Origin of the sequence: Rhodococcus sp. PvR099 (genome assembly GCF_017833315.1) — a bacterium.
GTDB lineage: Bacteria > Actinomycetota > Actinomycetes > Mycobacteriales > Mycobacteriaceae > Rhodococcus_G > Rhodococcus_G oryzae.
Window position 1 is genome coordinate 3,008,197 of record NZ_JAFIBV010000001.1, and the last position, 12,135, is coordinate 3,020,331.

Sequence of the window (12,135 nt, forward strand, 5' to 3'; positions counted from 1 at the left end):
CGAACTACCTCACCGCGCCCGCCGTGGCGAGCACCCAGGCGTACTCGAACGCGACCTCTTTCCACTTCTCGTAGCGGCCGCTGACCCCACCGTGACCGGCGCTCATCTCGGTCTTGAGCAGCAGCGGCGCGTCACCCGTCTTGGTCGCCCGCAGCGCGGCCACCCACTTGGCCGGCTCGACGTACAGCACCCGGGTGTCGTTGATGCTGGTGATCGCGAGGATCGCCGGGTAGTCCTTGGCCGCGACGTTCTCGTAAGGGCTGTACGACCTCATGTACTCGTAGACGTCCTTGTCCGCCAACGGGTTTCCCCACTCGTCCCATTCGATCACCGTCAGCGGCAGCGAGGGGTCGAGGATCGAGGTGAGCGGGTCAACGAACGGCACGTTCGCCAGGATGCCCGCGAACAGCTCCGGCGCCAGGTTCGCGACCGCGCCCATCAGCAGTCCGCCGGCGCTGCCGCCGTCCGCGACCAGCTGCGCGGGCGTGGTGCGACCGGCGTCGATGAGATGCCGCGCACAGTCGACGAAGTCGGTGAAGGTGTTCTTCTTCGTCAGCATCTTGCCGTTGTCGTACCAGTGCCTGCCCATCTCGCCGCCGCCGCGGACGTGCGCGACCACGAAGACAACGCCGCGGTCGAGCAGCGAGAGCCGGGCCACCGAGAAGCCCGGGTCCATGCTGGACTCGTAGGACCCGTAGCCGTAGAGCAGCATCGACGCGGGCGCGGTCACTCCCTTGCGCTGCACGATCGAGATCGGGATCTTGGTCCCGTCCGCCGCGGTGGCCCAATCCCGATGCTGCTCATAGTCGTCGGGGTCGTAGCCGCCGAGCACCGGCTGCGACTTGCGCAGCATCAGCTCGCCGGTCGCCACGTCGTAGTCGTAGACCCGGCTGGGCGTGATGAACGAGGTGAAGCCCATCCGCAGCAGCGGGCCCGTCCACTCCGGGTTGGACCCGGCGCCCACCGAGTACAGCTCCTCGTCGAACTCGAGCTCGCGCATCTCGCCGTAGCCGTCGGCGGTCAACGGCCACACCGCGAGCCGGGTCAGCGCCTCGCGCCGGTAGCTCAGCACCAGGTGACCGGCGAACGCCTCGGCGTCCTCGAGCCGGACATCCTGGCGCGGCGCGAGCAGCGTCCGCTGGTCGGTCGGGTCGGCCACCGGGGCGTCGACCAGGGTGAAGTTCTCCGCCTTCACGCCGTCGACGTCGCCGTTGTGCAGGATCAGGAACCGGTCCTCGCCCGCGACGACCGCGTGCTCGACGCTGTACTCGACGCCGTCGACGCGGGGCAGCACCACCCGGAACTCGCCCTCGGGGTCGTCCGATTCGAGGCAGCGGATCTCCGAGGTGATCTTGGAGCCGATCCAGATCATCAGGTACTTCTCGCTGCGGGTGGACCCGAAGCCGACCCAGAACCGCTCGTCCGGCTCGTGGAAGACCTGCGCGTCCTCGGACTGCGCGGTGCCCAGCTTGTGCCGCCAGACGGTGTCGGGCCGCCAGGCCTCGTCCACCGTCATGTAGAAGACGTGCTCGTTGTCCACCGACCAGGTGGCACCGGGTGCGGTGCCGGGGATCTCGTCGGCGAGCAGCTCGCCGGTGCGCAGGTCCTTGAAGCGCAGGGTGTACCGCTCGTCGCCTGCGGTGTCCACGGAGTACGCCAGCAGATGGCCGTCGAGGGTGATCGAGAACGCACCAAGGGAGAAGAAGTCGTGCCCCTCGGCGAGCAGGTTGCTGTCGAGCAGCACCTGCTCGTCCTCGATCTCCGTGTCGGTGGAGAGCACCGGCGGGGTCCAGTCGTCCGGGCCGGAGATCGGGCACCGGCACTGCACGCCGTACTGCTTGCCCTCGAAGCTGCGGGAGTAGTACCACCACTGACCCATCCGGGAGGGCACCGACAGGTCGGTCTCTTGGGTGCGGGCCTTGATCTCCTGGAAGATCGTTTCCCGCAACGGCGCGAGGTGCTCGGTCTGCTGCTCCGTGTAGGCGTTCTCCGCCTCGAGGTACGCGCGCACCTCGGGGTCGTCCTTCTCGCGCAGCCACTCGTAGTTGTCGACGAAGGTGTCGCCGTGGTGGGTGCGCTGGAGGGGGACCTTCTTGGCGACCGGGGCTGCGATGGGGCTGCTGACCGGGGTGACGGACGAAGTCATGCCGCCAGCCTAGGCGGTGCGTGCCGCGGCGTGACGGGCTACACCGGGGTCTGGACCCAGTCGTCGAAGGACAGCCCGGAGATACGCTCGTAGGCCTCGATGTAGCGGGACCGGGTGGCGTCGACGATCTCCTGGGGCAGCGGCGGCGGGGGCGTGTCACTCGCCCGGTCCCAGCCGGACTCCTGGCCGGTGAGCCAGTTGCGGACGAACTGCTTGTCGAAGCTCGGCTGCACCCGGCCCGGCTCGTAGCCCTCGGCGGGCCAGTAGCGGGACGAGTCCGGGGTGAGCACCTCGTCGGCGAGGACCAGGTTGCCATCGGCGTCGAGGCCGAACTCGAACTTGGTGTCAGCCAGGATGATGCCCCGGTCCGCCGCGAAGCTGGCCGCCCGGAAGTAGATGTCGAGGGTGTCCTCGCGCAGCTTGATCGCCAGCTCCTGGCCGAGCTGATCGATCACGGTCGCGAAGTCGACGTTCTCGTCGTGCTCGCCGAGCACCGCCTTGGTGGCCGGGGTGAAGATCGGCTCGGGCAGCTTGCTCGCCTCGACGAGACCCTCGGGCAGCTCCACGCCGCAGACGGCGCCGGTGCGCTGGTAGTCGGCGAGCCCGGACCCGGTGAGGTAACCACGGGCCACGCACTCGACCGGCACCATGTTCAGCTTGCGCACCACGAGTGCTCGGCCGAGCACCTCGGCCGGGATCCGCTCGTCGTCGGGTGCACCGGCCAGGTGGTTGATGCCGCCGAGCTGCTCGAAGAAGAACACGCTCATCGCGGTGAGCACACGCCCCTTGTCGGGGATCGGGGTGCTCAGCACGTGGTCGTAGGCGGAGATCCGGTCGCTCGCGACCAGCAGCAGGTGCTCGTCGTCGATCGTGTAGAGGTCGCGGACCTTGCCGCCGGCCAGGTGGGCGTAGTCGCTGAGTGAGGGGCGCACACCGGCACCCTATCCGGTCACTCCCCCACCGATTCGCGGGCGATCGCCCTGCGCGGGCATTGGTCTATCCTGCAACCGTTGTCGCGGTGTTCGGGAAGTCCGGTGCAAAGCCGGCGCGGTACTCGCCACTGTGAGCAGGTACGTCGGCTACTCGGGGTCCGCCCCAGCCACTGGATGCGCAAGCGTCCGGGAAGGCGTAGCCGGCGGCCATCCCTGCCGAGCCAGGAGACCGGCCGTGACGCATACCTGCATGTTTTCCACGAGTCATGGAAGGCGGGTCGCTTTGCGCACCCCTGTTTCACACCGAGTCATCGCGTCTGCCGCGGCATCGCTCGCTGCCGCGCTCACCCTGTCCGCGTGCGGCGGATCGTCGAACTCCGAAGCCGCGACCATCTCCCTCGAGAACTGCGGCCGCACCGTCACCATGAGCGGGCCTGCCGAACGGGGCGTCACCCTCAACCAGGGCGCCACCGAGACCGCGCTGTCGATCGGCGCCCAAGGCCAGATGGCGGGCACGGCCTACCTCGACGACACGATCGCCCCCCAGTGGCAGGCGGCGTACGCCGAGGTCCCGGCTCTCGACGAGAAGGACTTCCCGAGCCGCGAGGCCCTGCTCGAGACGAAGCCCGACCTGGTGACGGCGTCGTACTCGAGCGCGTTCGACGACAAGGCCGTCGGCTCGCACGAGTCGTTCGACGAGCTCGGCGTCGCCACCTATGTCTCCCCGTTCGGCTGCAAGGACAGGTCGAAGCGGCCCGCGGTCGCCTGGGATTCGATCGCGACCGAGATCACCGACTACGGGATCATGTTCGGCCGCGAAAACGAGGCCGACGCGGTGGTCGCGCAGATGCGCGAGACGCTGACCGGCATCGAGGCGGCGGCGCCCGCGAAGGGCAAGAGCATCTTCTGGTACGACAGCAAGACCACGACGCCGTACGTGGGTGCCAATGCCGGCGGGCCGCAGCTGATCATCGACGCGGTCGGCGGCACCAACATCTTCGCCGGCCTGGACGGATCCTGGGCCGACGGCAGCTGGGAGACGGTGCTCGCCGCGAACCCGGACGTCATCGTGCTCGCCGACGCCTCATGGGACACGGCCGAGGAGAAGAAGAACTACCTGCGCGGCGACCCCGCGCTGCGGGATCTGAAGGCCGTGCGCGAGGACGCGTTCGTCGTCCTCCCGTTCTCGACGACCACGCCGGGTCCGCGCACGATCGAGGGCGCGACGCTGGTCGCCGGGCAGCTGGGCGGCGACGGGGCGTGACCGCGTCCACCCGGGCCCCCGCCCGGGCAGCCACCACGACCGGCACCGCATGGTCGGTGATCCTGGTCGCGCTGCTCGCGGTGAGCTGCGCGGCCGGGGTCGCGATCGGCGCGGCCGACCTGTCGATCGGCACGGTCGTCGAGTCGATCGCGGGACGGCTCGGCATCGGCCGCGGCACCGACCTGTTGACCACGCACATCGTCGTCGACCTGCGGTTGCCGCGGGTGCTGGCGGCCGCGGCGATCGGCGCGGGGCTCGCCCTGTGCGGCGCGGTGCTCCAGTCACTGACCGGCAACCAGTTGGCCGACCCCTACCTGCTCGGCATGTCGGGGGGCGCGTCGTTGGGCGCGGTCCTGGCGCTCACCACCGGCGCGAGTGCGGTGGGCGCACTCGGATTCGGTGCCGTCTCGACGGCCGCGTTCCTCGGTGCCCTGGGGAGTCTGTTGCTGGTGTTCCTCATCGCGACGTCCCGGTCCGGGGTGCTGCTGCCCGGCCGGCTCGTCCTCGCCGGGATAGCGGTGGGGCAGCTGGCGGCGGCGCTGACGTCGGCGCTGGTTCTGTTCGGCGACCGGGACGCCGCCCACCGGGTGCTGAGCTGGACCCTCGGCTCGGTGGCAGGCGTGCGCTGGTCCGGTCTGGTCGGCATCCTGGTCGTCGTCGCGGTGACGATGACGATCGTCCTCGCCTACAGCCGGGTGCTGGACTCGTTCGCCTTCGGTGAGCGTGCGGCCGCGAGCCTGGGCACCAACGTCGAGCGCTCCCGCTGGGTGCTGTACGCGGTGGCGTCGCTGTGCACGGCGGCGCTGGTCGCGCAGGCAGGCATCATCGGGTTCGTCGGGCTCGTGGTGCCGCACGCAGCCCGCATGCTCGTCGGGCCACTGCACGCACGCCTGCTCCCGGTGGTGGCGCTGATGGGCGCGCTGCTGCTGGTGTGGGCCGACATCGCCGCCCGCACCGTCATGCCCGGGCGAGAACTGCCCATCAGCATCGTCACCGCCATCGTCGGGGTGCCTGCATTCGTGTGGCTGCTCCGACGCCAGGGAGCTCGCGCATGAGCCACCACACCCCGGAGATCCGGGTCGAGGACGTCACCTGGTCGGCCGGGGGCAGCCGGATCCTCGACCGGGTGGCGTGCACTGCCCCGGCCGGACAGGTCACCGGGCTGATCGGGCCGAACGGCTCGGGCAAGACGTCATTGCTGTCGGCCATCGCTCGGCTCGAGCGTCCCGAGAGCGGCCGGGTGCTGCTCGGTGACGAACCGGCGGCCGGGATGAACCGGCGCGAGTTCGCGCGGACCGTCGCACTGGTGGAACAGCATTCGGCCACCGAACTGGACCTGACGGTGGAACAGATCGTCGAACTCGGCACCATCCCGCAGCGCGGCGGCTGGGCCCGCCCCGCCGCACGCGGCACTGGCGAACTCGTCACCGAATGCCTCGCGACGGCCGGGATCACCGATCTGCGACACCGGTTGTGGCAGAGCCTGTCCGGCGGCGAGAAGCAGAAGACCCAGCTGGCCCGGGCGTTCGCGCAGCGACCCTGCGTGCTGCTGCTGGACGAGCCGACCAACCACCTCGACGTCTCGGCTTCGCTCGAACTCCTGGAACTGATCCGGGCCAGGGGGCTGACCACGGTGGCCGCGATGCACGACCTGAACCTGGCCGCGATGTACTGCGATCACCTGGTGGTGCTGCGCGATGGCCGGGTGGTCGCCGAGGGCCCGACGGAGTCGGTGCTCACCGCCGAGCTGCTCGCGGAGGTGTACGGCCTCGACGCCCTGGTGCAGCCCCATCCACGGACCGGCCGCCCGCTGGTGGTGCTGTGTGGCACCACCGCCGACACCACCGAAAGGGTCACGCCGTGAACATGATTCAGCAGTCCCGGTGGGTGATCGTCACCGCGCCCACCGACCGCGGCGCCGATCCCCGCGACCAGGTGAACGGGGCGCTGCGGGTGCTGCGGGACCGGCACCCGGACACCGACTTCGTGACGGCGGTGCTCGGCGGCTCGGGGACATCCGTCACCACGGCGCTCGACGAGGCGGCCGCGGCGGGCGCCACCGAGGTCGTGGTGATCAGTGCCCAGACCGTGCTGGACCGCAAAATCGACGCGTGGTTCCGCCGCGTCATCGGGCACTGGTTGCGCGAGCGCGGACCGGATGTCCCCGACATCCGCCTCGCCGGGCCGCTGAGCGACACCGACACGTACGTCGACCTGCTCGACGCCGCGATCTCGGGCCCCACCTCCGCGGCCCGCACCACCACCGCTCCCCTGACCTCCCCCGCGTGGGACGAGGTGCCGGGCTTCACTCGGCACGTCCTGGTGTGCCGGGGTCCGCGCTGCTCGGCCCGCGGCGGCCCGGAGGCCGCGCAGGCACTGGACCGCGCGCTCGAGACCCGCGGCCTCGGCGACGAGGATGTCCTCGTCACCCAGACCGGCTGCCTGTTCCCGTGCTCGCAGGCCCCCGTCGTGGCGGTGTATCCCGACAACTCCTGGTACGCGGAACTGCGCGCCGACCGGGTCGAACGGTTCGTCGACGAGCACCTGGTCGAGGGCAGGCCCATCACCGAGTGGAGCGGCGCGCGGCGGTCGTCTGACACCCTGGAGGCATGACCACCGCCGCGCCCCGCGTCACCGTCACCTACTGCACGCAGTGCAACTGGCTGCTCCGGGCCGGCTGGATGGCGCAGGAACTGCTGAACACGTTCGGCACCGACCTCGGCGAGGTGGCCCTGATCCCGGGCACCGGCGGCGTATTCCGGATCGCGATCGGCGACGAACTGCTGTGGGACCGCAAGCGCGACGGCGGTTTTCCCGACATCGTCACGCTCAAGCAGCGCGTGCGCGACGTGGTGGCGCCGGAGCGGGACCTGGGTCACGCGGACCGAGCTCGCGGCGACTGATCGCTCAGTCCCCCCGCGGGCCGTAGGTGTCGACCACCAGGACCGGCCCGTCGCCGAGAGCGCCGTCCGCGTCCATCGCCAGCGCGCCCGCGAGTGCCTTTGCGGTGTAGACGGGATCGAGGGTCAGCCCGTGGTCCGCGCCGATCCGCTCCGCGGCCGACCCCTCGGGCGTGGCGAACCCGTATCCGGGCCCCAGCCAGTCGCGGGTCACGGTGATCGCTCCCGGCTCGAACTCGACCGGGCCGAGCGCGGCCCCGCGCCGGGTGAGCAGCCGCGCGGTCTTGCGCGCCAGCCCGACGAGGTCCCGCTCGGCCAGCGGCAGGGTGTCGTTGACGACCACCCCGACCACCCGGGTGCGCAGGCCTGCCAGGCGCAGTCCCAGCAGCAGCCCAGCGGCTGTGCCGCCCGAGCCCACCGGGGTCACCACGTGCGTCGGCTCCGGCATCGCGCCTGCCTCGACCTGCGCGCCCAGCTCCAGCGCGGCCTCGACATAGCCGAGGGTCCCGAGCGGCGAGGATCCGCCCGCGGGCAGGAAGTAGGGCAGGCGGCCGCCGCGCGCGTGCCGCAGCAACAGCCACGGCGCCGCCGCGATCGTGCGGGCCTTCGTCCGGGTGAAATGCAGTGCGGCACCGGAGTGCCGCAGCCGTTCGAGCTGCGCGTGCACGTGCTCGTCCATCGGCTGATCGATCAGGGCCAGGGCCGTGTCGATGCCGAACTCGTGGGCGTACAGGGCCGTCGCCAGCCCCCAGTTGGTGCCCTGGCCGCCGACGCTGAAGATCTGCCGGGAACCGCGGGCGAGGACGTCCGGGATGATCCACTCCAGCTTGCGCACCTTGTTGCCGCCCCAGCCGCCTGCCCCGTACACGCCCTCGTCCTTGCACCACAGCCGGTTCGCCGGGCCGAGCCCCTCGAGGTGGGTGATCGGGGTCGGGCCGGAGCCGAGCCTGCGGTACGGGAGGGTCGCCTCGAGTTCCGGGAAGAGCCGGTACAGCGCGGGGCCGGTCGTCTGGTCCATGTGATCGCCTAGACCGAATCGAGCCGGCGGCGGAGCGCACCGGCCAGGTAGTCGAGATCCGGCCTGCGCGCGGCGACGGGGCGACCGCGGAGACCGAACCCGTCGCCGGAGGTGCGCGGGATTACATGCAGGTGCACGTGGAAGACCTCCTGGCCCGCGACGGCGCCGTCCGCGAGGAAGAGGTTCACCCCATCGGCGCCCGGGCCGTCGGCGGGCAGGCCCGCCGCGTCGGTGCCGTTGTCCCGCAACGCCGCCGCCAATCGCTGACCGACGGCGAAGATCCGGCCGCCGTCCTGCGGGTCGAGCTGCGCGAGCCCCGACGCGTGCCGCTTCGGGACCACCAGCAGGTGGCCGGGGGTGAACGGGCGGATGTCCATGAACGCCACGGTGTGCTCGTCCTCGTACACGAGGCTCGCCTCCGCCTCGCGCGCGATGATGGCACAGAAAATGCAGTGGCTCATGGGGATTGATGATAGGCCCCACGGGCCATCCCGGCTGACGGGCAATCCCCTTCTCGCGCCGGCGCGGCGGTCCTAGGGTATGCCCACCGACAGTGGATGGGAGTTGTGACATGAGCGCACGCAATCCGGTGACGCCCCTCGATGCGGGCGACGTCGAACACTTCGATCACGAGACCGACGTGCTGATCGTCGGCTACGGCTGCGCAGGCGCGGCCGCGGCCCTGGAGGCGACGGCCGCGGGCGCCGAGGTCGTCATCCTGGAGAAGGCGAGCGGCGGCGGCGGATCGTCGGCGCTGTCGGGTGGCGAGATGTACCTCGGCGGCGGCACCGAGATCCAGCGGGCCTGCGGATTCGAGGACTCCGCGCAGGACATGGAGGCGTTCCTGCTGGCCGCCCTCGGACCCGACGCCGACAAGGAGAAGGTCGGCCTCTACAGCCGGGACAGCGTCGCGCACTACCAGTGGCTGGTCGACCACGGAGTGCCGTTCAAGCCGTCGCTGTGGAACTCGCCCACATGGGTGCCGCCGACCGACGACGGCCTGATGTGGATGGGCGAGAACTCCTATCCCTTCGCGGAGCTCGCCAGGCCCGCGCCCCGCGGACACCGGGTCACCTCGGACGGGTTCGGCGGCAAGGTCCTGATGCACAAGCTGTCCGAGGCCGTCACGGCCACCGACGCGGCGGTGCACACCGACACCTACGCGACCCGACTGATCGTGGAGGCCGGCCGGGTGGTGGGTGTGCTCGCCCGCCAGTACGGCAAGACCTACACCTACCGGGCGCGCCGCGGGGTGGTGCTCACCACCGGCGGATTCGCCGACAACGCGGAGATGGTCGCGCAGCACGCCCCGCAGCTGGTGGGGCTCGGCGTCAACAGCGATGGTGGCGACGACGGCCGCGGCATCGTGATGGCCCAGGCCGTCGGCGCCGCCGTCAAGCACATGTCGGCCGGCCAGGTCGGCATCTCGCTGATCCCCGGGATGATGGTGCGCGGCATGATCGTCAACAGCGTCGGCCAGCGCTTCATCAACGAGGACGTCTACCCCGGTTTGGTCGGGCAGGCGGCGCTGTACAAGCACGGACTGAAGGTGTGGGTGATCCTCGACGAGCGAGCCTACGAGGAGGTGCCGGTCAACGAACGCTGGGGCGTACAACCGCATTTCGTGGCCGAGACACTCGAGGAACTAGAGCAGCAGATCGGCATGCCGCCCGGCGCGCTCGTCACCACCGTCGGCGAGTACAACCGGCACGCCGCCGAGGGCGAGGACCCCTACTTCCACAAGTCCGCGACGTGGCTGCGACCGCTGCAGTCGCCGTTCGCCGCGATCGACGTCCAGCGCGGCATCGCCCCGCCGGAGTACGGCGAGGCGGGCCGGGGCGGCGCGGAGGTGTTCACCATCGGCGGGCTGTGCACCACCGTCGACGGCCAGGTTCTCGACCTCGACGGAGACCCGATCCATGGGCTGTTCGCCGCAGGCCGCGCCACGTCGGGGCTGCACTCCTGGGGCTACATCAGCGGCACGTCGCTAGGCGACGGCACGTTCTTCGGCCGCCGCGCCGGCGTGGCCGCCGCCACGCGCCAGTAGCGCCGCGTACCTACCGCCGAGCTCGATCAGGTCATCGTGGGTACCGCGTTCGGCGACGCGTCCGCGATCGAGCACGACGATCTGGTCCGCGTCGCGGATCGTGGACAGCCGGTGCGCGATGGTGATCGTGGTGCGTCCCCGGCTGACAGTGTCGAGCGCGGCCTGCACGGCCCGCTCGGTCTCGTTGTCCAGCGCGCTGGTCGCCTCGTCGAGGATCAGCACCCGCGGGTCGCGCAGCAGGGTGCGCGCGATCGCGATGCGCTGCTTCTCGCCGCCCGAGAACCGGTGACCGCGCGCTCCGACGACGGTGTCGTAGCCGTCGGGCAGTGACGCGATCAGCTCGTGCACCTGGGCGTCGCGCGCCGCCGCCTCGATCTCGGCGTCGGTGGCGTCGGGCCTGGCGTGCCGCAGGTTCTCGCGGATGGTGGCGTGCAGCAGGTACGTCTCCTGGGAGACGACGCCGACCAGTTCGGACAGTTCCGCCAGCGGGATCGACCGCAGGTCGACCTCGTCGATGCGCACCGAACCCATGCTCGGGTCGTGGAGGCGCGCCACCAGGGAGGCGAGAGTGGTCTTGCCCGAACCGGTTTCGCCGACCAGTGCGAGCGAGGATCCGGCGGGCACATCGATGCTCACGGAGTCGAGGGCGTTCCGGTCCGACCCCTCGTAGCGGAAACAGATGTCGTCCAACCGAACCGCGCCCGCCACGTCCTCACGGCGCAGGTGCACGGGGTGCTCGGGGTCGTCGATCTCGACGGGGAGGTCGAGGTACTCGAAGATGCGGCTGAACAGAGCGAGCGAACTGGTCACCGAGACACCGACGTCGAGCAGGCTCATCAGCGGCCGGAAGAGCGCCGCCTGCAGCCCGGTGAAGGCGACCAGGGTGCCGATGGTCATGCCGCCGGACGTCGCTGGCAGGCCCGCCGCGAGGTAGAGCAGCGCCGGGATGGCGGCGAAGACGATGTTCATCGTGGCCATCCGCCAGCGGCCGGAGAGCTGCGACCTGACCTCGAGATCGGCGAGGAGGTGCGAGGTGTCTGCGAAGCGTTCCGACATCGCGGGACCCGCCCCCAGCGTCTTGCCGAGCTGGATTCCGCTGATCGACAGGGACTCCTCGATCTGGGTCTGCATGTCGGCAAGGGTGCGTTGGCGCTGCGCCGTGATCTCCCGCCTCATCCGGGCGACCTTGCGGGTCAACCAGATCGCGGGTGGCAGCACGATCAGCGAGAGCAGAGAGAGCCGCCAGCTCAGCACGGCCATCGCGATGGCCGTGCCGACGACGGTGGTGACGTTGGAGGCGATCGAGGTGGCGGTCGAGGTGACCACGGTCTGCATGCCGCCGATGTCGTTGGTGAGGCGGGACTGGATCTCCCCTCCCCTGGTGCGGGTGAAGAAGCCGAGCGACTGCCGTTGCAGGTGCGCGAACACCCGGGTCCGGAGTCCGTGCATGATGCGCTGGCCGACCGTGGTCGAGATCCAGGTCTGCACGACACCGAGCACCGAGCCGACGACGGTCACGGCGAGCATGCCGATCACCGCCCACATCAGCAGCGTGACGTCCTGGTCGGGAATGGCCTTGTCGATGACGGCGCGGACCAGGAACGGGTTGGCCAGCGAGACGGCGGAGGCCGCGACGATCAGCACGGTGACCACGGCGATCTGCGGGCGGTAGGGCGAGAACAGGGCGCCGATCCGGCGCAGGCTCACCGGCGACTCGGCCAGCTGGGCGCGGTCGGCGGGATCGATCTTGCGTGAGCGGGGACCCGGTCCGGGCTCGCCGCTTCGGGGGCTTGTCATACAACCACCCCTCTCGGTATGTCGGGGTAAG

Annotated in this window: 11 protein-coding genes and 1 riboswitch; of the genes, 6 read left to right on the forward strand and 5 right to left on the reverse strand. The window is 70.6% G+C overall.

All coding sequences use genetic code 11. The features are described 5' to 3' along the window. Positions 1-4: 4 nt before the first annotated feature. Together JOE46_RS13820 and JOE46_RS13825 are read right to left on the reverse strand one after the other, a co-directional pair. Positions 5-2,146, reverse strand: coding sequence for a S9 family peptidase (locus tag JOE46_RS13820; protein ID WP_097211929.1), 2,142 nt, complete (start codon positions 2,144-2,146; stop codon positions 5-7). Positions 2,147-2,184: 38 nt separating this feature from the next. Beyond that, the gene (locus JOE46_RS13825; RefSeq protein WP_097211928.1) at positions 2,185-3,078 is read right to left on the reverse strand and encodes a phosphoribosylaminoimidazolesuccinocarboxamide synthase; all 894 of its coding nucleotides are present in this window, start codon (positions 3,076-3,078) and stop codon (positions 2,185-2,187) included. A gap of 67 nt (positions 3,079-3,145) precedes the next feature. Then, positions 3,146-3,331, forward strand: a riboswitch (cobalamin riboswitch). Positions 3,332-3,361: 30 nt separating this feature from the next. On the opposite strand from JOE46_RS13825, the gene JOE46_RS13830 reads away from it, so the two are divergent. Genes JOE46_RS13830 through JOE46_RS13850 form a run of 5 tightly spaced genes read left to right on the forward strand, consistent with a single transcriptional unit; the run spans position 3,362 to position 7,245 of the window. Then, the gene (locus tag JOE46_RS13830) at positions 3,362-4,342 is read left to right on the forward strand and encodes an ABC transporter substrate-binding protein (RefSeq protein WP_245221045.1); all 981 of its coding nucleotides are present in this window, start codon (positions 3,362-3,364) and stop codon (positions 4,340-4,342) included. Next, the gene (locus JOE46_RS13835) at positions 4,339-5,397 is read left to right on the forward strand and encodes an iron ABC transporter permease (RefSeq protein WP_097211926.1); all 1,059 of its coding nucleotides are present in this window, start codon (positions 4,339-4,341) and stop codon (positions 5,395-5,397) included. Before JOE46_RS13830 ends, JOE46_RS13835 begins: the two co-directional genes overlap by 4 nt. Next, the gene (locus JOE46_RS13840; protein WP_097211925.1) at positions 5,394-6,206 is read left to right on the forward strand and encodes an ABC transporter ATP-binding protein; all 813 of its coding nucleotides are present in this window, start codon (positions 5,394-5,396) and stop codon (positions 6,204-6,206) included. The genes JOE46_RS13835 and JOE46_RS13840 overlap by 4 nt, the downstream gene beginning before the upstream one ends. A 2-nt stretch (positions 6,207-6,208) precedes the next feature. Further along, on the forward strand, positions 6,209-6,955 hold the full coding sequence (locus JOE46_RS13845) for a ferredoxin (RefSeq protein ID WP_245221753.1): 747 nt from the start codon (positions 6,209-6,211) through the stop codon (positions 6,953-6,955). Beyond that, positions 6,952-7,245 (forward strand): SelT/SelW/SelH family protein, encoded by a 294-nt coding sequence (locus tag JOE46_RS13850; RefSeq protein ID WP_097211923.1) that lies wholly within the window; start codon positions 6,952-6,954, stop codon positions 7,243-7,245. The genes JOE46_RS13845 and JOE46_RS13850 overlap by 4 nt, the downstream gene beginning before the upstream one ends. A 4-nt stretch (positions 7,246-7,249) precedes the next feature. Here the strand turns inward: JOE46_RS13850 and JOE46_RS13855 are convergent, their stop codons facing one another. Then, positions 7,250-8,260 carry a 1-aminocyclopropane-1-carboxylate deaminase/D-cysteine desulfhydrase gene (locus JOE46_RS13855; RefSeq protein ID WP_097211922.1) on the reverse strand — a complete coding sequence of 337 codons (1,011 nt, stop codon included), beginning with the start codon at positions 8,258-8,260 and terminating at the stop codon, positions 7,250-7,252. An 8-nt stretch (positions 8,261-8,268) separates the two neighbouring features. Beyond that, positions 8,269-8,721, reverse strand: coding sequence for an HIT family protein (locus JOE46_RS13860; protein ID WP_097211921.1), 453 nt, complete (start codon positions 8,719-8,721; stop codon positions 8,269-8,271). A gap of 110 nt (positions 8,722-8,831) precedes the next feature. Between JOE46_RS13860 and JOE46_RS13865 the strand changes: the two genes are divergently transcribed. Continuing rightward, the gene (locus tag JOE46_RS13865) at positions 8,832-10,307 is read left to right on the forward strand and encodes an FAD-dependent oxidoreductase (protein ID WP_097211920.1); all 1,476 of its coding nucleotides are present in this window, start codon (positions 8,832-8,834) and stop codon (positions 10,305-10,307) included. Here the strand turns inward: JOE46_RS13865 and JOE46_RS13870 are convergent. After that, complete coding sequence (locus JOE46_RS13870) at positions 10,248-12,104, reverse strand: ABC transporter ATP-binding protein (RefSeq protein WP_209927581.1); 1,857 nt, start codon at positions 12,102-12,104, stop codon at positions 10,248-10,250. The two genes, JOE46_RS13865 and JOE46_RS13870, sit on opposite strands and share 60 nt — an antisense overlap. Positions 12,105-12,135 lie beyond the last annotated feature (31 nt).